Here is a 19525-nt window from a genome sequence, read left to right on the forward strand (position 1 = left end):
TGCACGGGAACGACCGTCACGACGCTGCCCCCGCCTGCACCTTGTTCTTCAACCCAGTGCCAAGATAGGCCTCGATCACCGCCTCGTTCGCCTTGATCTCGTCGATGCTGCCCTCTGCCAGCACCTTGCCCTCGGCCATGCAGATGACCGGGTCGCACAGCCGCCCGATGAATTGCATGTCATGCTCGATCATGCAGAAGGTGTAACCTCTCTCGACGTTTAGCCGCCGTATTGCATCCCCGATCGTGTTCAGCAGCGTGCGGTTCACGCCCGCGCCGACCTCGTCCAGGAACACGATCTTGGCGTCCACCATCATCGTCCGGCCGAGCTCCAGCAGCTTCTTCTGCCCGCCCGACAGGTTCCCGGCCTTTTCATCCGCAAGATGGTCGATGGTCAGGAATTCAAGAACTTCGCGGGCTTTCTTCATCAAGGACCGCTCTTCCTCGGCGATCAGTGCCCGCTTGAACCAGGCGTTCCACAGCGTCTCGCCGGCCTGGTGCCCCGGCACGACCATCAGGTTCTCCGCGACCGTCATGGAGCTGAATTCATGGGCGATCTGGAACGTCCGCAGCAGCCCGCGATGGAACAACTCATGCGGCGGCAGCCCGGTGATGTCGTCCCCGCCCATGGTGACGCGCCCCGAGGTCGGTTTCAGAACACCCGCGATCACGTTGAAAAGCGTGGTCTTTCCGGCGCCGTTCGGGCCGATCAGCCCGGTGATGGACCCGTCCCGTATGGTCAGGCTCGCGCCGTCCACGGCGTGAAACCCGCCGAAATGCTTGTGCAGATCGTCCACCGCGATCATGGCGGGCGGCTCCTTTCATGCAGGGGCATGGCCGCTTGTGCGCGGCCATGCCCGATGGATCAGCGGAAGCCGACCGTGCTGACTTCGCCGTCCACGATCTCGATCTCGCGGTAGACGCCCGCGGCCTCGCCCGGTTCGATCAGTTCCACCGCCGACGCGCCGACATAATCCACGTCGCCGCCATCCGCGATGATTTCCAGTGCCTTGGCCAGTTCACCCGGCATGATCGGCTCGCCCGGTGCGTTGGCCACGTCCATCACGTGTTCCTTGAAATCGCCTGCCGCGGACGATCCCGCCGCCTGCATGGCCAGCAGGATCAATGCCGCCGCATCATAGGCTTCCTTGGAGTACACGGACTCGCCGTTCACGCCCGCAGCCGCGGCCAGTTCTTCGTAGATCGCTGCGCCGTCGCTGTCGGAGCCGGGGTTCTGCCCGAAGGACCCTTCGATCTCGGTGCCGAAATTCGCGCTCAGCGCATCGCCGACCATCCCGTCGGGGAACACGAACATGTCGAACGCACCCGTGTCGAGCGCCGCGCGGACCATGCCAGACCCGCCTTCGTCGACATAGCCCGCAACCACGAGCGCATCGCCCCCGGCTGATGCCAACGCCCCGATTTCGCCCGAGTAATCGGCCCGTCCGTCTTCGTGGGGCGCCGACAGGGTGATCGTCCCGCCCGCGGCTTCGAACGCCTGCTGGAAGCTGTCGGCCAGACCCTTGCCATAGTCGTTGTTGGTGTAGGTGACGGCGACGGTGTCGATGCCGCGCTCCATGATGATGTCGGCCATCACGACGCCTTGCCGCGCGTCGGACGGCGCGGTGCGGAAGAACAGGCCGTTGTCTTCCACCGTGGACAGGCCCGGCGAGGTGGCGGAGGGCGAGATCATGACGATGCCGTTGGGCAGCGCCACGTTGCTCAGGATGGCGCCGGTGGCACCCGAACACATGGCGCCGACCATCGCGGCGATGCCTTCCGAGGTAACCAGCCGTTCGCCCGTCGCCGTGGCCGCTGCGGCATCGACACAGGTGCTGTCGCCGCGCACCGGCGTCACCATGGACCCGCCCAGCAGCAGGCCGCTTTCGCTGATCTCGGCGATCGCCAGTTCCGCGCCACCGGCCATGGGCGGTGCCAGCGTTTCCAGCGGGCCGGTGAAGCCCAGAACGACGCCGATCTTGATCTCTTCCTGCGCCTGCACGGCGGCGGCGCTGCACAGCATGGCTGCGATCGTTGCGCCTTTTGCCAGTGTTTTCATGTGTATCTCCCTGTCGTGGAATCCGGTTGGAAACGATCCCGTTGCGCAGGCTAGTGCGCGTCGCGGGGAATGAAAAGCGGGCTTTGGTTCAGGGCACACGGTTTCGTGCCTCGCCGGGCCGCGGGGCGCGCTCTATGCCTTTTGCAAGACACACATGACACGGGAGGTTCGGCATGATGCAAGGGAAGCCATGGATCGCGCGGGCAGTCACGGGGCTGGCGGCTTTGCTGTTGGCTGCCGCGGCGTCCGCGCAGACGCTCGACAGCAGCGCGGGTCCGCTTCGGGTGGATCGGGTCGTGTCGGGGCTCGACACGCCATGGGCGCTGGGGTTTCTGCCGGGTGGCGGGCTGCTCATCACCGAACGGGACGGGCGGCTGCTGCATGTGGCGGACGGGCGCGCGCAGACCGTGGCCGGCGTTCCACGTGTCGCGGCGGTCGGACAGGGCGGATTGCTCGACGTGCTGGTGCCCCGCGATTTCGCAACGACCCGCGAGGTCTATCTCAGCTTCGCGCGCCCGCAGGACGGCGGAGCGGGCACGGCGCTGGCCCGCGGGGTTCTGGCGGAGGACGGCACGGCGCTGGACGATGTGCAGGTGATCTTCGAGATGGCGCCGGGCAGCAGTGGCGGGCGGCATTTCGGATCGCGCATGGTCGAAGGCCGCGACGGGATGATCTACCTGACGACCGGCGACCGGGGCGACCGCCCCAGCGCGCAGGACCGGTCGCGGCACGAGGGCAGCGTGATCCGTCTCAATCGAGACGGCAGCGTGCCCGCGGACAACCCGTTCACGGGGCGCGACGATGTGCAGCCAGAGATCTGGAGCTACGGGCACCGCAACCCGCAAGGCGCCACGCTGGACGCGGACGGCCAGCTTTGGCTGGTGGAGCACGGTGCCCGTGGCGGGGACGAGGTCAACCGGATCGAGAAGGGCGCGAATTACGGATGGCCCGTCATCTCCTTCGGGCGCCACTATTCGGGTGCGCGCATCGGCGAGGGCACAGCGCGGGAGGGCATGGAGCAGCCCGCCCATTACTGGGATCCATCCATCGCGCCATCGGGGCTGATGATCTATTCGGGTGCGCTCTGGCCGGAATGGAAGGGCGACATGTTCACCGGCAGTCTCAATTCCGGCCTGATCTCCCGCGTGGACGGCGATACCCTTGACGAAGCCGAGCGCATCGAGGGCCCGGAAACGGATCGCGTGCGGGATATCCGCGAAGGCCCGGATGGCGCGATCTGGTTCATTTCGGAAAACAACGGCGCGATCTTCCGGGTGACACCGGCCGATTGACGACTGTCAAGATCAGGTTGTGCTCAGGCGCGCTTGCGGCGTGCCGCGACGCCGAGTGCGCCAATCCCGCCGATCAGAAGCAGCGCAGGTGCGGGCAGCGGAATCTTGGGGGTCACCGTGATGCCCGTCGCCATGAAGCCCGACGCGTCGGAATTACCCGAAATCGCGGCGAAGACTCCGCTGACGCGCTGGCCATCGCTGAAATCGGCGAAGGCGGTCGCACCGATCAGCTCGTCGCCGGTGATCGTGCTGTTGAGGGCGGCATCGGTCGGGTCCACGTCGATGATGAAGGTGAACGTCTCCGACGGCTGGAAATCGTCGAAGAAGATGTCCAGTGTCGTGCCGTTATCGACGACGCTGAAGGACGTCAGGCCGGTTGTCGTGTCCGTGCCGCCCAGCGGCGTGAAGGGTGTCCCGAGATTGTCGAGGGGCGAGGGCGGCCGAGGGTCGTCGGTCGTGTCGAACTCGGTGGCGAATGCGGTGGTTCCGCTCAGGTCGATGAAGAACCGGAGCATCTGTTCCCCGGCGTCTGACGTGTTGTCGATGTTGAAGTTGTCGGTGAACGTGTTGCCATCCACGATGAAACTGAGCGAGGGCGTCGCGAATGCCGTGCCGGCGGATACCAGAATGGTCCCGACGGCTGCGCCAAGGCGTGCGAGTGATCTCATTGTGTTTCCCTGCGGTTGCGGAAGTTCTTGTGGAGGAAGGCGTCACGGCCATCCCAGTGTCACCATAGCAGATTGCGCACGATCTTGCAGGTCTCGATTCTGGCCCTGACAGCGGTGGTCCGGGCGGGGCGGGCTGTCAGCCGCGCTCCGCACGGTCGGCCGCCATGGCACCACGTTCCCGGTAGGGGGTCGTGTTGTATTGGGCCCGGTAGCATTTCGAGAAATGCGACGGCGACGTGAACCCGCAGGCGAGCGCGACGTTGATCACGCTCATGTCCGTCTGCATCAGCAGGTTGCGGGCCTTCGAAAGCCGCAGTTCCATGTAATACCGCTTCGGGCTGCGGTTCAGGTACCGCCGGAAAAGCCGCTCGAGTTGCCGGGTGGACAGGCCGACGTCGCGCGCCATCACCGCCGGGCTGATCGGGTCCTCGATATGGTTCTCCATCTCCTTGATGACCGCGGACAGCTTGGGATGGCGCACGCCGATCCGGGTGGGGATGGACAGTCGCTGCGTGTCGCGGTCCGTGCGGATGGAGGCATAGATCAACTGGTCCGCCACCGCCGAGGCCGTCTCCTCGCCCACCTGCCTTGCGATCAGCTTCAGCATCAGGTCGAGCGACGCGGTGCCACCCGCGGTGGTATAGCGCCCTCCGTCGATGGCGAAGACCGACCGGGTCAGGTTCACGTCGATGAAATCCTCGGCGAAACTGTCGAGGTTCTCCCAGTGGATCGTCGCGCGCCGCCCGTCCAGAAGCCCCGCCGCGGCCAGTGCATGGGCGCCGGTGCACAGGCCGCCCACCGCGCAGCCGCGCCGCGCTTCGCGCCGAAGCCAGTTCACGAGTCGCTTGGTCGTGGCGTTCTGCACGTCGATGCCACCGCAGACGATCACCGTGTCGTCTCGGTTCAGCACCTCGAGATCCCCGGACAGCCGCACGGCGACACCGGCGGAACTTGTTGCCTCTTCCCCGCCTTCGCCGACCAGCGTCCAGCTGTAACAGGTCCGCCCCGTCATGCGGTTGGTCACGCGCAGGGCTTCGACAGCCGCGGCGAAGGCCAGCATGCTGAAGCGCGGCAGAAGCACGAAGACGAAGTGGTGGGGCTTGGGCGCGGTGAGGGTCATGGAGCGGTCACGAGGCTGTCACGGGGTGGTCATGGGGCGGTTCCTGCCGTCGGTCTTGGCGCCCGGGTGCCGGAACGACCGGGCGCCCCGCCTGCGTAGCCCAGCCGATTGCCGCGCGGAAGATCCGGAATGCCCGCCCCGGCACAAAACCGTCATATGCCTGTCGCATTCCGCCCCGCCTGCTGTCGCGCGGATGGGGCGGTTTGACTTGACACCGGGGGATGCCCCACGCAATCAGGCCCAACCCGGCCCAAGCCCAGCCAGGGGATCGTTTCGGAGGACAAGATGGCACAGACCTGGAGCAAGTCTGACTGGCGCAGCAAGCCGCGGGTGCAGATGCCCGATTATTTGGATGCCGCCGCACTTAAGTCGGTGGAAACGCAACTGGCCTCTTATCCGCCGCTGGTCTTCGCAGGGGAAGTGCGCACGCTGAAGCGCGAACTGGCGAAGGTCGCGCGGGGCGAGGCGTTCCTGCTTCAGGGCGGGGATTGTGCCGAAAGCTTCCAGCAGTTCAGCGCCGACACGATCCGCGACACGTTCAAGGTCATGCTCCAGATGGCGATGGTGCTGACCTATGCCGCGAAGGTGCCCGTGGTGAAGGTCGGGCGCATGGCGGGCCAGTTCGCCAAGCCGCGCTCCGCACCTACGGAAATGGTCGGCGGGCAGGAACTGCCGTCCTATCGCGGCGACATCATCAACGACATCGCGCCGACCGCCGCGGCGCGCATGCCCGACCCGCAGCGCATGCTGCAGGGCTACACGCAGGCGGCGGCGACGCTGAACCTGCTGCGCGCGTTCTCGACCGGCGGCTATGCCGACATGACCAAGGTCCACGCCTGGACGCTGGGCTTCACCGAGCATGACGAGGCGGAAAAGTATCGCGACCTGGCGAACCGGATCTCGGACGCGCTGGATTTCATGAAGGCCGCGGGTGTGACCGCCGAGAACGCACCGACGCTGCACGAGGTCGATTTCTACGTCAGCCACGAGGCCCTGCTTCTGGAGTACGAAGAGGCGCTGTGCCGGATCGACAGCACGTCGGGCCTGCCGGTGGCGGGGTCGGGGCATCTGATCTGGATCGGTGACCGCACCCGGCAACCCGACGGCGCCCATGTGGAATTCTGCCGCGGCGTACAGAACCCGATCGGGCTGAAATGCGGGCCGACCACGACGCCCGAAGACCTGAAGGTGCTGATGGCCAAGCTGAACCCCGCGAACGAGGCGGGGCGGCTGACGCTGATTTCCCGCTTCGGGGCGGGATCGGTGGGCGATCATCTGCCGCGGCTCATCAAGACCGTGCAGGACGAAGGTGCCAACGTTGTGTGGACCTGCGACCCCATGCACGGCAACACGATCAAGTCGGCCAATGGCTACAAGACGCGGCCCTTCGACAGTGTATTGCGCGAGGTGCGGGAATTCTTCGGCATCCACAAGGCGGAGGGAACCCATCCCGGTGGCGTGCATTTCGAGATGACCGGATCGGACGTGACCGAATGCACCGGCGGCGTGCGCGACGTGACCGAGGACGATCTGTCCTCGCGCTATCACACGGCATGCGACCCGCGCCTCAACGCCAGCCAGTCGCTGGAACTCGCCTTTCTCGTGGCCGAGGAACTGACTTCGGCGCGGCAGGCGCTGGCGGTCAACGCGAACTGACTTCGCGCGGCGCGCGCCCTTATCCGGGGGCGTGCGCCGCGGGTGCGAAGACGGGCCGGTCAGCCCTCCCGGTCGCTGTCATGCACCAGCCGGAGATGCGGTGCCCGCGAAGCGGCCGCCGACGCATCGTTGTCGAAGGGCGCGGCGTCCTCGTGCAGGGCGGGTGCGTCTTCGGTGCGGCGGGTTTCGGGTCCGGGATAGTCCGACTGCCGGACCGTGCGGACCAACCCCTGGAGCGGCTTTATTTCCTCGGCGGCGACGCGGAAACGGTGTGGGGCCCGGCCGACCGGCGCGCCATCCGTCACGAGACAGCCGAGCGCCCGGCTGATATCGCCCAGATCGCTGCGCAACGGCAGCAGGATCAATTCACCCACCGCGCCCGGTTGCGTCCACGACCCCGGCGCGGCTTCGAGCCGCATCCGTGCCTTTGCCGGCTCTTCGAACACGTGTTCCAGAAGGGCGGTGACGGTCGCCCGGTCGGCGGGATCGAAAAGGGCCGTCACCGGCATCCCGCGCACCTCCATCCCCATCAGTTCGTTCAGATGCATGCCGGCCAGCCGGAACCGGGCGACGGTCGGGGCGATCCGTTCGAGGATGAATGCGTTTTCGAGCGCCTGGTCGATGCCGCGGGGATCGACCTCGGCCCGGAGGGGCACCTGCCGGTCACCGCGCAGTGCCTCCCAATACCCTTCGATTTGTGCGATGGCCGGGTGTTTCATGCTGAATGCGCGCATACCGAACCCAATGATGCTGTTTGCCTCGAACTCATGACCATTCTCGCCCATAACACGTTTCCCAGAAAAATCCGACCCTTGCGCAGCCATTCCGGGCGCCTTGCGCGACCGCGGCCGGGTGGCGTCGTCCCATCGCATCCAAGGTAGTTTTGACACAAGATTGCGGCGAAGTGTTCCCGTTTGTTGACCGATGGTTAATTCTTGCATGATCCACCGCAAGGCGCGAGTCAGGACAGCCCGACCCGCAGTGCCTTGACCTTGGCCCCGCATCCGGCCCAAGTGCGGGCGACGGGACGGGCGTGGACAAGGGGGCTTCATGGCGGCACGGCGCGGATTGCTGATCATCCTGTCCTCGCCCTCGGGCGCGGGCAAGTCAACGCTGGCGCGGCGCCTGCGGGCATGGGACCCGTCGATCCGGTTCTCGGTGTCGGCCACGACGCGCGCACCGCGGCCGGGCGAAACCCACGGGGTGGAGTATTTCTTTCACAGCCACGCGGAATTCGACGCGATGGTCCAGGACGGGGCGCTGCTGGAACATGCCGAGGTGTTCGGGAATTTCTACGGCTCGCCCAAGGGCCCGGTTCTCGCGGCACTCGAAGAAGGCGCGGACGTGATCTTCGACATCGACTGGCAGGGTGGCCAGCAGGTCCGCAATTCGCTGCGCGCCGAAGACGTGGTGTCGGTCTTCGTGCTGCCACCCTCCATCGCGGAACTGGAACAGCGCCTGTCGGGCCGCGGGCAGGACAGCGCCGAGGTGATCGCGGGCCGCATGACCCGCGCGCGGGACGAGATCAGCCATTGGGCCGAATACGATTATGTCCTCGTGAACCGGGATATCGATACGGCGGAACATGAGTTGCGCGCCATCGTCACGGCCGAGCGGCTGAAACGCAGCCGGCAGGCGGGCCTGGTGGAATTCGTGCGCGCGCTCAACACGGAATTCGAGGAAAGGACATGACGCTCTATGCCCTTGACGGCCATGCGCCGGAACTGCCCGCGGATGGCGAGGTCTGGATCGCCCCCGGCGCCCATGTCATCGGGCGGGTGATCCTGCACAGCGGCGCGTCGGTGTGGTTCGGCAGCACCTTGCGGGGCGACAACGAACCGATCACCGTGGGCGCGGGCACGAACATCCAGGAAAACTGCGTGCTGCACACCGACATGGGCTTTCCGCTGTCCATCGCCGAGGATTGCACCGTCGGGCACAAGGCGATGCTGCACGGTTGCACCATCGGGGCGGGCAGCCTGATCGGCATGGGCGCCACGGTGCTGAACGGCGCGCGCATCGGGCGCGGCTGCCTGATCGGCGCAGGCGCGCTGGTGACCGAGGGCAAGGAGATCCCCGACGGATCGCTCGTGATGGGTGCGCCGGGCAAGGTCGTGCGGCAACTCGACGATGCCGCGCGGGCGGCTCTCATCGACTCGGCCACGCGCTATCGCGCCAATGCCCGCCGCTTCGCCGCGGGCCTTACGGTTCTGGAGAACCCTTCATGACGGACTTCCGCAATCCGCTGCGCGGACAGCCCTGGCCCGACAGCACAACGGCACCCATCGGGTCGGCCTTGCAACCGTCTGTCGCCTATACCGCCGCCGATCCCGATGCGCTCGACGCGCTGTACACGGGGCAGGTGGCGGGTTTCAGCTATGCCCGCGAAGGGCACCCCAACGCCACCGTGCTCGCGCGCCGGATCGATGCGCTTGAAGGTGTCGCGGGCGGGATCGTTACAGGCTCCGGCATGGCCGCGGTCGCGGCGGTGATGTTCGGCCTGCTCAAGACCGGCGACCGGGTGCTGGGGGGCACGCAGCTTTATGGCCGGTCCTTGCGCATGATGCGCGAGGAGCTCCCCCGCATGGGCATCGAGACCGCCTTCGCAGACCCCACCGATGGTGCGGCCTTCGCCGCCGCGATCACGCCCGGCACGCGGCTCGTGCTGGTGGAGGTCGTGTCGAACCCGACCCTGCGCGTGGCCGACATGGCGGCGATCCGCGATGCCGCAAGGGCGGCGGGCGCGATCCTCGTGGTGGACAACACCTTCACCACACCGGCCGCGATCCGCGGCATCGATTTGGGCGCCGACGTAGTGATCCATTCCGTGACCAAGCTGCTCGCGGGCCATTCGGACGTGACGCTAGGCTATGCCCATGCCCATGATGCGGACCAAGCGAAGGCGATCTACGACAGCGCGACGACCATGGGCCTGACGCCAAGCCCGTTCGACTGCTGGCTGGCCGAGCGCGGCCTGATGACGTTTGACCTGCGCTTCGAACGGGCGCAGGCCAACGCCGCGGCGCTCGCCGACATGCTGGCGGCGTCCCCGCAGGTTGCGCAGGTCCTGTATCCCGGGCGTGCCGATCACCCCGACCATGCGCGCGCCGCGGCGCTGCTGGGGAGGCAGTTTGGCAACATGGTGACCTTCCATCTGGATGGCGGGCGGGAGGAGGCGAACCGTTTCGTCCGCGCCGCCGCGGCGCTGCCTTTCGCGCCCACGCTGGGCGACGTGGCGACGACCCTGTCGCACCCGGCATCCAGTTCGCACCGCGCGCTGTCGCCCGCGGACCGTGTCGCCATCGGCATCACCGAAGGGACTTTCCGCGTATCCGTAGGGATCGAGCCACCGGATTTCCTGCGCGACGCCTTCGCCCGCGCCCTGGCGGCGGTCTGAACGGATGACCGACGCCGATCTGGTCCGCTCGGTCCTCGCCGGTGTGCCGCTGCCCCTTCTGACGGTCGGCCCGGACGAGCGTATCGGATTGATGAACCCGCCCGCGGCCAATCTGTTCGGCCAGAGTGCCGAGGGGCGGCACTTCCTGACCGTGCTGCGTCAGCCTTCGATCATCGATGCCATCACCGACGCCCGCAGCCGCGCTGCGCCAAGCGAGGCCCGCTACCACCGCAAGGATCACAGTGGCGAGACGGTGTATCGCGTGATGTGTTCGCCGCTGGGGCAGGGCGGCGCGCAGGGTGTCATCGCCAGCTTCGAGGATGTCACCTCGATCGAGACGGCCGGGCAGATGCGGCGCGATTTCGTCGCCAATGTCAGCCATGAGTTGCGCACGCCGCTGACGGCGATCATCGGGTTCATCGACACGCTGCGCGGCCCCGCGCGCGAAGACCCCGTGGCGCGCGACCGCTTTCTCGGGATCATGGAGGGCGAGGCGCAGCGCATGAACCGTCTCGTCCACGACCTTCTGTCACTGTCGCAGGTGGAGACCGAGGAACGCATCCGCCCGACAGAGTTGCAAGACCTGGCCGCGCTCTGCGCCAGCGTCTGCCACAGCCTGCGCCCGCTGGCCGAGGAAGGCGGCGTCGCGCTGACCATCGTGCCGCCGGACCCGCCGCTGCCGCGCGTGCTGGGCGATGCCGATCAGCTGCGGCAGGTGTTCACGAACCTCGTCGAGAACGCGATCAAGTATGGCCGTGATGGCGGGCGGGTCGAGCTGCGCTTCGCGACACTGCCGCGCGATCCGATCCTCGGCGGGCCGGCCGTGTCGGTCACGGTGCAGGACTTCGGGGCCGGGATCGATTCTATCCATTTCCATCGGCTGACCGAACGGTTTTATCGCGTGGACGGGCACCGGGCCAAGCAGATGGGCGGCACCGGGCTCGGGCTCGCCATCGTCAAGCACATCATGAACCGCCATCGCGGGCGGCTCAAGATCGACAGCCGGCTGGGGCAGGGCAGCAGCTTTACCGCCATCTTTCCCCAGCCCGCCCCAGCATGACCGCGCCGCCCGCTTGCGTCAGTAATCACGCTCGAAGGCGAGGCCGATGCCGGTTTCGCCTTCGTTGTTGAATCGGCCCCGCGCGGTCAGTGTCGAATTGATCTCGTAATTCAGTTCGATCTCCGAGGTGCCGTCGGATCCGACCGTGAGGTCGGTATAGACGCGCTCGTTGATGTAGCGGCCCGCGGTCACGGCGGTGTTCCCGTCCTCGTCGGTGGCCACGCTCAGATCGTCCACGCCAAGTGCCTCGCGCGCGAAACCGAACACGCCGCCGCCGCCACCCTGCAATCGGTTGATGGCGGAGGCGAGTTGCGCCAGTTCCAGCGGTGTCAGATCGCGCACCGGCTTGCCGAAGAACAGCTGCGCAAGCACCTCGTCCTCGGGCAGTTCGGGTTCCGACGCGAAGCGGATCTCCGGGTTGTCCACCGGGCCTGCGATGATGATCTGGGACCGCACACCGCCATTGTTGGAACTGGCCACCATGTTGATGTCGGGCGCGAGATCGCCCTGGAGCGAGATTTCCGCCTGGTCGAACACCAGCCGCTCCGACAGCAGGTCGAGCCGCCCGCGGATCAGCCGGAGTCCGCCTTCGGGCTGCGGTGCCGCCGTGGTGCCGCGGATGGCGATGATGCCCCCCAGTTCCACGTCCAGCCCCCGGCCGCGCACGAATATCTGGCGCGGCGCGGAAATCACGACATCGAGCCCGTACACGGGCCCGCCACCGCCGCCACCCGCCGCCGTATCGTCGGTCACAAGCCCGGCGCGGGCGCGCGTGCGCAGGCTTTCCCCTGGCTCTGCCACGTGCACGATATCCGGCAGCGCCCCGCCGCCGCCGACCACGTTGGGGATGCGGATCTCGCTCGGGCCGATATCGATACGGCCTGCGATGTTCGCCCCGCCGGCAAGCGGGCCGGTCACGTCGATCTGCCCGCCCAGCCCGATTTCATAAAGCGCGGGGTCGACGAGGGTCAGTGCATTCAGCTGCGCAGTCAGGTTCGCGTCGAATCCGCCGGTCAGGTTCACGGGTCCTGCCACGGTGATGCGCCCGCCCGACGACATGTCGGCACCTGCATCGACCTGGGCCCGTGAATTGCCCAGCCCGACCGTGAGCCCAAGGTTTTCCAGTGCCAACCGCAGGGTCGGATCCGCGATCCGGGCGCCAACGATGCGGACCTCTCCGGCCACGGCATCAAGCCCCGGCGGCCCGTTCACGGTCACGTCGAACGTCGTTCGTCCATCGATCGTGCGCGGCAGGATGAACTGGTTCACAAGACCAAGTGGAAGGCCCCCGGTCACACGCAGGTCCATGGTCCCGTCCGGACGCAGGGCATCGCCAACCGCCTGCGCCGTCGACCCCTGCGGTCCCGTCAGATCGGCGTCCACCGACCATGTCCCGGCGGCATTCCGCGCCGTGCCCATCACCTCCAGCGGTCCGTTGAAACCGGGCGCGAGCAGCCCGACATCGCGCAGCGCCGCGTCCAGCCGAACGTTTATGACATCACGCACCATCGCACCGGTGACGGCCGCGTTCAGTTCGCGGCTGGTCAGCGTGGCCTCGTCGATGCGCAAGCCGTCCGCATCGCGCACGGCGCGCGCCACGATCTGCGACGCGCCCCCGATCACCTGATCGGCCTGGTCGATTCCGGTGGCAATGTCATCGGCATCGATCCGCAGGTCCACATCGAAAAAGCCGCTGTCCAAGGCAAAGGCGACACGGCCGCGCGCATCGGCGCGGCCGGCAAGATCCACCCCCGCCAGCGCGGCGAAGCGCTGCAGGGGGCCGGTCGCTGCGTCGATGCGTGCGTCGATCGCCATTGCGTCGCCGCCCAGCCCGTTGACCGTGCTGTCCCCGGCCACGCGCAGCTCGCCCGAGTCCAGGGACAGCCCGGCGACTTGCAGCGTCTCTGCCGCCGCGTCCCAGTCGATCCCCGCGTCGAAGCTGATGCCCGGCGCGACCAACGCCGACAGGTCCGGATCGGTTGCGCTCAACCCGGACAGGGCGGCTTCGATCTGTGCGGCAAGCCCTGCCACCGTGTCGCCGTCGCGGCGCAACGTTCCGGTCGTGCGCAGGATCGCGCGGTCCATGGCGGCCTCACCTTCGCGCAACAGGTCCCGCGCATCGAGGGTCAGGGCGAAGCCCTCGCCCGAGGCCGGGTCATAGGCGAGATCGAGGTCCGCGGATTGCAGGCTCGTACGCGGCCCCGGCGCGGGCAGCACCACGGGCGCGCCATTGCGGGCCCCGATCCGGCCCGATACCTGCACCGCACGCGGCCAGCCCTGCGGATCGATCCCGCCGCGCCCGGTGATGTCGATACGCTCGCCTGCGATGTCCAGCCGGTCGAGCGACAGCCCGTCCGCGTTGCGTGCCGCCGTGATCCCGAGATCAACCGCCCCAGTCAGCAGCCCGTCCGCGGCATCCTCGCCGATTTCGAGGTCACGGGCGGCGCCGTCGAGAACGGCTTTGAACGCGCCGCTGACCGTGTCGTACTCGGCCTGCAAGGTCGCGTCGATGCCGCCGCCCAGCGTCTGCCCGCTGATTGCGGCGAAGCGTGACAGATCCCCTGCGCGCGCGGCGACATCGGCGGCCACGGCGATGGCGCCCTCGGTCAGCCCGGTCACGTCCACATCGCCGGTCAGGCCGAGATCGCCTGCGGTCAGGTCGATCCCGTCGACGCGCAGCGGCCCGTCGCGCTGCCAGTCGACGCGCGCGGACCCGTCAAGCCCGTCGCCAACCGCATCCCACAGGGCTGCATCGGTCGTCGAGAACCCGCTGATCCGCACGGCGATGTCGGCCAGCGCCGCAGTGATGTCCGTGGGACCGTCTTTGGTCAGTTGTCCGGTCGTGTTCAGCGCCAGCGTGTCGAGCAGCAGCCCGTCCGCACGCATCACGCCCGTCCCCGCGAAATCCAGCGCGAAGGTATCGCCCGCCGCCTCGTCATAGGTGAGCGCAAGGTCGGCATCATGGACGAGCATCGGCGGGCCGGGGATCGGTAGCACCACGGGCAGGCCCAAATCCGTTCCGATCCGCGCCGTCAGGTCCACGTCTTGCGGCAGGAACGCGGGCGACAGGTTCACCGATCCGCGCAGTTGCATCCCGCGCGTCAGCAGCGTCAGGTCGGAAATGTCGAACCCCACGGCTTCCCCCTGCCGCGCGCGCAGCACCAGTTCGACCCGGCGTCCGAAGAAATCGCGGTAGTCGGGCAGGAACAGGTCCGCCACGTCACCGGCAACATCCGCGGTGATCTCGCGCTCCGGCGGTGTGGTGTCGGGCAGGTCGCGCAGGGCGATCTGTCCGGCCAGCCGTTCCACCCCGTCCGTGCGGAACGCCAGATCTGCGGTGAAGTCCGACAGCGGATCGGTGCCCGCCAGTGTCAGCTCCAGCGACGGGCTTTCCGGAATGCCTGCGAGCGTGGTGATCAGGCCGCCCTCGGCCTCGGTCACGGCCAGGTCGAGGGCCACGATCTGCGTCGCGTTGGTGAATCCCGCAGCGAGCGCATAGCGCGATGCGTGCCCGTCCACCCGCACCACGCTCAGGTTCGCCGAACCTTCGCCGCCTTCCAGCCGCGCCGCGCCGGAAATCGACAGTTCCGCGGTGTAGCCCAGCACGGGTTCGGCCAGGTCGAGCACGCCCACGGAAAGTTGCGCCACGTTCACCGCCACCGGCAGTTCGGGCAGGCTGAAGGGTTCCGGCGCGGCATCGGGGTCCGCGGCCAGCTTCGGCGGGGCCGCCGGCGGGGGCAGGGGCTTGCGCAGCACCTCCACCCGGCCCACGCTGAGCGCGTTGACCTCGAGCCGCCCGCGCAGCAGTGCCAGCCGCCTCCAGTCGAGTGACACGTCGGTGACCCGCAGCCACGCGCCATCATCGTCGGATATGGTGATCGCGGCGATGCTGGCCTGCGAACTCAGCACGCCGGACAGGCCTTGCACGCGCACGGTGCGCCCGTCGCCGCCCAGGGCGTTCTGGATCAGGTTCTCGAGAAACCCCGCATCTTCGGGCGCATCGGCCTCTTGCGCCGGGGCCGGGGCCAGAAGCAGCGCGGAGGCCAGAACAGCGGCGGCGGGCTTCGACAGAAGTGAACGGATCATGCCCATCAGAATGCCTGCCCCACACCGATATATAGCTCGACCCGCGAGAACCGGTCACCGAATTCGCTGACGGGCGTGGCGAGATCCACGCGGATCGGCCCGATCGGCGTGCCGAACCTGACCCCCGCGCCCGCACCGGCATGGAACCTCGCGTCGCCATCTATGTAGCTGTCCGCGCCGATATAGCCCGCATCTGCGAACAGAACTGCCCCGATGGAGCCGGAAATGAGTTGCCGGACCTCGCCCGAAAGCCCGAGAAAGCTGCGCCCGCCGGACGTTTCGCCATTGGCCTGCTCGATCCCGAGCGACTGGTATTTCTGACCCCGCACCGTGCCGCCGCCGCCCGAGAAAAACAGGAATTCTGGCGGGGTCGCGTCCAGGTCAGATCCCACCACGCTGCCAAGGTGCACGCGTCCGGCCAGAACGGTGGTGTCGTTGGGGCCGAACCCGTAATAGCTGCGCAGGTCAAGCTCGGCGACCGTGCCGCTTTGCGACCCATCGATCCCGATATAGGGCGTGGCGTCGGCGGCGATGAAGAAGCCTTCCGTGGCGTTGCCCGGATCGTCGCGCCGGTCCCATTCCAGCCGGCCCGGAAACACCACGTGCCGGAACGTGCGTTCTCCGAACGCGTCGGTCACGTCGGAAAAGCGCAGGCCGATGGCCAGCTCGCCGGTCAAGTCGGGCGAGAAATAGCGCGTGACGCCGACGCCGAAGCGGAAGCTGTCTTCCTTGTAGTCGGGGTCGTCGATGGACTCGAGCGACGCGAAGGTGAACAGGTCGTTGTCAGGGCCGAACGTGCCGGGACGCGTCAGCCGCAGGTTCAGTTCGTAATCCTCGCCCCCGCGATCCACGAGCCCCGCCTCGTCGCCGCCAAGATTCTGCACCCGCCCGTCGATCCGCAGCCGCTCTGCCCCGCCGAACAGGTTGCGGTGCAGCCAGAACGCGCCGACCGACAAGCCGTCCACCGTGCTGTATTCCACGTCAGCCCCGAAGCGGCGGGGCTTTTCCTCGATCAGCGTCACCGCGTAATCCAGCGTTCCGTCCGGATTCGGCTGATCGGCCTCGCGCACGCTCACGGTGCGGAAGACGCCCGAACGGCGCAGCCTGTTCACGGCCTCGCGCAACGCTTCGGGGGAATAGACCTCGCCTTCGGGAAAGCCCATGATCTGGCGCACCCGCCGGTCGGACACGCCGGTGTCGCCGCCCAGTGCCACCGTGCCGAAACGCAGTTGCGGCCCCGGTGCCAGCGCGATCTGCACGTCGAGCCGGGCGTCGCGGTGGTCGGCGGTGATGCGTTGGTCGGCGACCGTCGCCTTGGCATGGCCCTCGTCGCGCCATTCGCCGACCGCCGCGTTGGCCGCCCGCGCGATCAGGCCGGACCGCGCTTGCCGCCCACTCGTGAACCCATCCACGAGCCGCGTGCCCTGCCGCGCCGCGGGCCGGGGCGCCACGTCCAGCGTGCCGAAGCCGAAGCGCGGCCCGGCAGTGACATTGATGGTGATGGTCTCGATGGTCGTGGGCGGGCTGAACGGATCGATATCCGCCGCCTCGCGCCCGTCCACCAGGATCGAGACACTGGGGCCGTAGAACCCTTCGCCGTAAAGCCCGCCAAGGATGCGCGCATAGTCGGTAACCGCCGCGCCGAACAGGTCCGCATCGCTTTCGAACGGATCCTCCAGCGACCGGAAGGCCAGGGACGACCGCTCGATGGCCGAGGTCACCGCGCCGCGGTTCTCGTCGTCGATCCCGATCACGTTGACGGTGATCGTTTCAACCGCAAATGCCGCTTCCGCCATCGCGCAGATCGTGATCGCGCCTGCCCATTTGAACCGCACCGCATTCTCCTGCCCGCGAGAGTTCGCCCCTCGTTCCCTTCGCTTTTCTCATTCCGTCGCTGCGATGTCACCCTGCGACGCCATAAATTTTCGGCGCCGATGCCCGGATGCGCAGGTCTGATCTGCACCCATGCACATTGACCCTGCGCGTCCTGCCTGCGACACGATGGCGGAAATCGCGTCCGGCGCCATGCCGCGACCGCAACAGGGAGAGAGACGAGATCATGGCGAAACTGGCATTTCTGGGGCTCGGGGTCATGGGTTACCCGATCGCGGGGCATCTTGCCGCGGCGGGCCATACCGTGACGGTCTACAACCGGACCACCGCGAAGGCCGAAGCTTGGGCCGGAAAACATGGCGGCGGCTTCGCGCCGACCCCACGCGAAGCGGCCGCGGATGCGGAGATCGTGTTCACCTGCGTGGGAAATGACGACGACCTGCGGTCCGTGGTGTTGGGCGACGATGGCGCGCTTGCGGGAATGACCTCGGGGGCGCTGCTGGTCGATCACACGACCGCCTCCGCGACGGTGGCCCGCGAACTCGCTGACGCCGCGGGTGCCAAGGGCATCGGCTTCGTCGACGCCCCCGTCTCCGGTGGCCAGGCAGGTGCAGAGGGAGGCCAGCTTGCGATCATGTGCGGCGGGGCGCAGGGCGATTACGATCGCGCAGCCGCGGTGATGGGCGCCTATGCCAAGGCGACCGAACGCTTCGGCGATGTCGGTGCGGGACAGTTGACCAAGATGGTCAACCAGGTCTGCATCGCCGGCATCGTCCAGGGCATCTCCGAAGGGTTGATGCTGGCGCTGGAAGCCGGGCTCGACGCCAAGCAGGTGGCGAAACTCGTCAGCCAGGGCGCGGGCGGGTCTTGGCAGCTGACCAACCGGGCCGACACGATGGTGGATGGCCATTTCGACCATGGCTTCGCGGTGAACTGGATGCGCAAGGACCTCGGGATCGCGCTGGAGCAGGCCAAGGAGATCGGCGTGACGATGCCGGTCGCGGCGCTGGTTGACCAGTTCTACGGGGACGTGCAGAACCTTGGCGGCGGACGCTGGGACACCTCCAGCCTGATCCAGCGCCTCCGCGTGCTGCGCGGCAAAGAAATTTAATTAAATTTCTTGGGTTGCGCGGCGCGGCGGATGCCGCGCCCGCGCGCCCGGCCGGGGATCAGGCCAGCGCGTCGCGCAGGATGGCGGCGATGCGGTTCGGGTCTTCCTCATGGGCGAGGTGCCCCAGTCCCGCAACATGGATGACCCGCGCGTCCGGCAGCCGCGCCGCAGCGCGCACGGACGTCACTGGCGGAACCGCCCGGTCGCCGTCCGCCGCGATCAGCACGACGGGCGCCGTGATCCCCGGCAAATCCGCGAGCAGCGGGTCGAGGTTCCAGCCAGCCATCATCCGCAGCGTCGCGTCCACATGGCCGCGATCCGCGATCAGCCGGGTGTAGAGGGCCAGATCCGCGTCCCCGATCCGCGACCCCGTGCTTTCGATCAGTTGCCGCACCCGCGCAGGATTGCCCGATGTCAGCGAAAAGAGCCGCGGCACCAGCGGGTTGAGCACGAGTGTCTTCGCCAGCACCGGGAACAACCAGCCCGCCAGCCCGTCGAACGGGGCAAGGGCCGCGTTGAGCCCGATGATCTTCGGCGCCGGTGAGTCCCCGTTGGGCAGGATCTGGGCGAGCCGCAGCGCCAGCGCGCCCCCCGCGGAATGCCCGACGATGGCCGCGGGGGCCCAACCCTCAGCCCGGATCAGCGTCGCGATGTCCTCGGCCATGGGGCGCAGGCCGCAGCGCAGCTTCGTGCCCATTCGCGTGAATCCCTGTCCCGGCAGATCGATCGCCACCACGTGGAAATCCCCGGCCAGAAGCGGGATCAGGTCGCGGAAACTGTGGGTCGATCCGCCCGCGCCGTGCAACAGCAGCAGCGTCGGGCCGGTGCCCGTCTCCTGCACGTGCCAGTCATGGGGCCGCATGGCAACGCGCCGCGAATGCTGGTGCAGCGGCCACGTGGGCAGGTCGCGCGCCCAGTCCATCCGGTCAGTCCGCCAGCGCCGAGCCGAGCGCGCGGGACAAACGCCCAGCATCGGCGCGCGGCAGCGGCAGGTATGTTCCGGCCATCGCCGCGGCGAGCGCACGCAGCGCGGGCTGCGGCCGCGCGGCGGTGTCGAGGACGACCGCAGGTACGCCACGCGCGCGCAACGCTTGCGCCATCGCCGTGGCGTCCGTGCCCGCCTGCGTCCGGTCGGCACGTCCGTCGAGCGCGATATTCGCGCGCCCGTCGGTCAGCAGCGCCAGTGTCGGTGTCATGCCGCGGCCGCGCGCGGCCAGCGCTGCCTCGAGTCCCGCGCGCAGCCC

At 67.9% G+C, this 19525-nt stretch carries 15 protein-coding genes and 1 pseudogene; 7 read left to right on the forward strand and 9 right to left on the reverse strand.

Features of this window, described 5'->3' with window-relative positions; all coding sequences use genetic code 11:
* Positions 1–16: 16 nt before the first annotated feature.
* Together DDE13_RS10780 and DDE13_RS10785 are read right to left on the reverse strand one after the other, a co-directional pair.
* The gene (locus DDE13_RS10780) at positions 17–805 is read right to left on the reverse strand and encodes an ABC transporter ATP-binding protein (protein ID WP_111404088.1); all 789 of its coding nucleotides are present in this window, start codon (positions 803–805) and stop codon (positions 17–19) included.
* A 59-nt stretch (positions 806–864) separates the two neighbouring features.
* On the reverse strand, positions 865–2058 hold the full coding sequence (locus DDE13_RS10785; protein ID WP_111404089.1) for an ABC transporter substrate-binding protein: 1194 nt from the start codon (positions 2056–2058) through the stop codon (positions 865–867).
* A 173-nt stretch (positions 2059–2231) separates the two neighbouring features.
* On the opposite strand from DDE13_RS10785, the gene DDE13_RS10790 reads away from it, so the two are divergent.
* Positions 2232–3350: a PQQ-dependent sugar dehydrogenase gene (locus DDE13_RS10790; protein ID WP_111404090.1), complete on the forward strand. Its 1119-nt coding sequence runs from the start codon at positions 2232–2234 to the stop codon at positions 3348–3350.
* 23 nt (positions 3351–3373) lie between these two features.
* Here the strand turns inward: DDE13_RS10790 and DDE13_RS10795 are convergent, their stop codons facing one another.
* Positions 3374–4018, reverse strand: a complete 645-nt coding sequence (locus DDE13_RS10795) for a VPLPA-CTERM sorting domain-containing protein (protein WP_111404091.1) — start codon at positions 4016–4018, stop codon at positions 3374–3376.
* Positions 4019–4154: 136 nt separating this feature from the next.
* Complete coding sequence (locus DDE13_RS10800) at positions 4155–5138, reverse strand: GlxA family transcriptional regulator (protein WP_111404092.1); 984 nt, start codon at positions 5136–5138, stop codon at positions 4155–4157.
* Between the two features lie 285 nt (positions 5139–5423).
* Here DDE13_RS10800 and DDE13_RS10805 point away from each other — a divergent pair, with 285 nt between their 5' ends.
* Positions 5424–6794 carry a class II 3-deoxy-7-phosphoheptulonate synthase gene (locus tag DDE13_RS10805; RefSeq protein ID WP_111404093.1) on the forward strand — a complete coding sequence of 457 codons (1371 nt, stop codon included), beginning with the start codon at positions 5424–5426 and terminating at the stop codon, positions 6792–6794.
* 59 nt (positions 6795–6853) lie between these two features.
* Here DDE13_RS10805 and DDE13_RS22840 read toward each other — a convergent pair whose 3' ends face one another.
* A complete protein-coding gene (locus tag DDE13_RS22840; RefSeq protein ID WP_162630950.1) occupies positions 6854–7513 on the reverse strand; it encodes a PAS domain-containing protein in 660 nt (219 codons plus the stop codon).
* Positions 7514–7844: 331 nt separating this feature from the next.
* Here DDE13_RS22840 and gmk point away from each other — a divergent pair, with 331 nt between their 5' ends.
* From gmk to DDE13_RS10830, 4 genes are read left to right on the forward strand one after another with little or no spacing between them, the layout of a single operon-like run.
* The gene (gene gmk / locus DDE13_RS10815) at positions 7845–8486 is read left to right on the forward strand and encodes a guanylate kinase (protein ID WP_111404095.1); all 642 of its coding nucleotides are present in this window, start codon (positions 7845–7847) and stop codon (positions 8484–8486) included.
* Positions 8483–9022, forward strand: coding sequence for a gamma carbonic anhydrase family protein (locus DDE13_RS10820; protein ID WP_111404096.1), 540 nt, complete (start codon positions 8483–8485; stop codon positions 9020–9022). The genes gmk and DDE13_RS10820 overlap by 4 nt, the downstream gene beginning before the upstream one ends.
* The gene (locus DDE13_RS10825; RefSeq protein WP_111404097.1) at positions 9019–10191 is read left to right on the forward strand and encodes a trans-sulfuration enzyme family protein; all 1173 of its coding nucleotides are present in this window, start codon (positions 9019–9021) and stop codon (positions 10189–10191) included. The genes DDE13_RS10820 and DDE13_RS10825 overlap by 4 nt, the downstream gene beginning before the upstream one ends.
* A gap of 4 nt (positions 10192–10195) precedes the next feature.
* Positions 10196–11251, forward strand: coding sequence for a sensor histidine kinase (locus tag DDE13_RS10830; RefSeq protein WP_111404098.1), 1056 nt, complete (start codon positions 10196–10198; stop codon positions 11249–11251).
* Positions 11252–11269: 18 nt separating this feature from the next.
* Here DDE13_RS10830 and DDE13_RS10835 read toward each other — a convergent pair whose 3' ends face one another.
* Entirely contained in the window at positions 11270–15337 is a 4068-nt protein-coding gene (locus DDE13_RS10835) for a translocation/assembly module TamB domain-containing protein (protein ID WP_162630951.1), read from the reverse strand.
* Positions 15338–15342: 5 nt separating this feature from the next.
* On the reverse strand, positions 15343–17172 hold the full coding sequence (locus tag DDE13_RS10840; RefSeq protein WP_111404100.1) for an autotransporter assembly complex protein TamA: 1830 nt from the start codon (positions 17170–17172) through the stop codon (positions 15343–15345).
* 224 nt (positions 17173–17396) lie between these two features.
* Between DDE13_RS10840 and DDE13_RS10845 the strand changes: the two genes are divergently transcribed.
* Positions 17397–18281, forward strand: coding sequence for an NAD(P)-dependent oxidoreductase (locus DDE13_RS10845; protein WP_111404101.1), 885 nt, complete (start codon positions 17397–17399; stop codon positions 18279–18281).
* A 58-nt stretch (positions 18282–18339) separates the two neighbouring features.
* Here DDE13_RS10845 and bchO read toward each other — a convergent pair whose 3' ends face one another.
* Together bchO and DDE13_RS10855 are read right to left on the reverse strand one after the other, a co-directional pair.
* Positions 18340–19203, reverse strand: coding sequence for an alpha/beta fold hydrolase BchO (gene bchO / locus DDE13_RS10850; RefSeq protein ID WP_111404102.1), 864 nt, complete (start codon positions 19201–19203; stop codon positions 18340–18342).
* 4 nt (positions 19204–19207) lie between these two features.
* Positions 19208–19525, reverse strand: a pseudogene (locus DDE13_RS10855) (magnesium chelatase subunit D); the annotation flags it as partial.

The sequence above is a fragment of the Meridianimarinicoccus zhengii genome, assembly GCF_003254465.1.
Classification (GTDB): Bacteria; Pseudomonadota; Alphaproteobacteria; order Rhodobacterales; family Rhodobacteraceae; genus Meridianimarinicoccus; species Meridianimarinicoccus zhengii.

What these genes read in the sequence shown, in the direction of transcription:
- DDE13_RS10780 (WP_111404088.1), bottom strand. Translation starts at nt 805, where the DNA reads ATGATCGCGGTGGACGATCTGCACAAGCATTTCGGCGGGTTTCACGCC.
- DDE13_RS10785 (WP_111404089.1), bottom strand. Translation starts at nt 2,058, where the DNA reads ATGAAAACACTGGCAAAAGGCGCAACGATCGCAGCCATGCTGTGCAGC.
- DDE13_RS10790 (WP_111404090.1), top strand. Translation starts at nt 2,232, where the DNA reads ATGATGCAAGGGAAGCCATGGATCGCGCGGGCAGTCACGGGGCTGGCG.
- DDE13_RS10795 (WP_111404091.1), bottom strand. Translation starts at nt 4,018, where the DNA reads ATGAGATCACTCGCACGCCTTGGCGCAGCCGTCGGGACCATTCTGGTA.
- DDE13_RS10800 (WP_111404092.1), bottom strand. Translation starts at nt 5,138, where the DNA reads ATGACCCTCACCGCGCCCAAGCCCCACCACTTCGTCTTCGTGCTTCTG.
- DDE13_RS10805 (WP_111404093.1), top strand. Translation starts at nt 5,424, where the DNA reads ATGGCACAGACCTGGAGCAAGTCTGACTGGCGCAGCAAGCCGCGGGTG.
- DDE13_RS22840 (WP_162630950.1), bottom strand. Translation starts at nt 7,513, where the DNA reads ATGAAACACCCGGCCATCGCACAAATCGAAGGGTATTGGGAGGCACTG.
- gmk (WP_111404095.1), top strand. Translation starts at nt 7,845, where the DNA reads ATGGCGGCACGGCGCGGATTGCTGATCATCCTGTCCTCGCCCTCGGGC.
- DDE13_RS10820 (WP_111404096.1), top strand. Translation starts at nt 8,483, where the DNA reads ATGACGCTCTATGCCCTTGACGGCCATGCGCCGGAACTGCCCGCGGAT.
- DDE13_RS10825 (WP_111404097.1), top strand. Translation starts at nt 9,019, where the DNA reads ATGACGGACTTCCGCAATCCGCTGCGCGGACAGCCCTGGCCCGACAGC.
- DDE13_RS10830 (WP_111404098.1), top strand. Translation starts at nt 10,196, where the DNA reads ATGACCGACGCCGATCTGGTCCGCTCGGTCCTCGCCGGTGTGCCGCTG.
- DDE13_RS10835 (WP_162630951.1), bottom strand. Translation starts at nt 15,337, where the DNA reads ATGATCCGTTCACTTCTGTCGAAGCCCGCCGCCGCTGTTCTGGCCTCC.
- DDE13_RS10845 (WP_111404101.1), top strand. Translation starts at nt 17,397, where the DNA reads ATGGCGAAACTGGCATTTCTGGGGCTCGGGGTCATGGGTTACCCGATC.
- bchO (WP_111404102.1), bottom strand. Translation starts at nt 19,203, where the DNA reads ATGGACTGGGCGCGCGACCTGCCCACGTGGCCGCTGCACCAGCATTCG.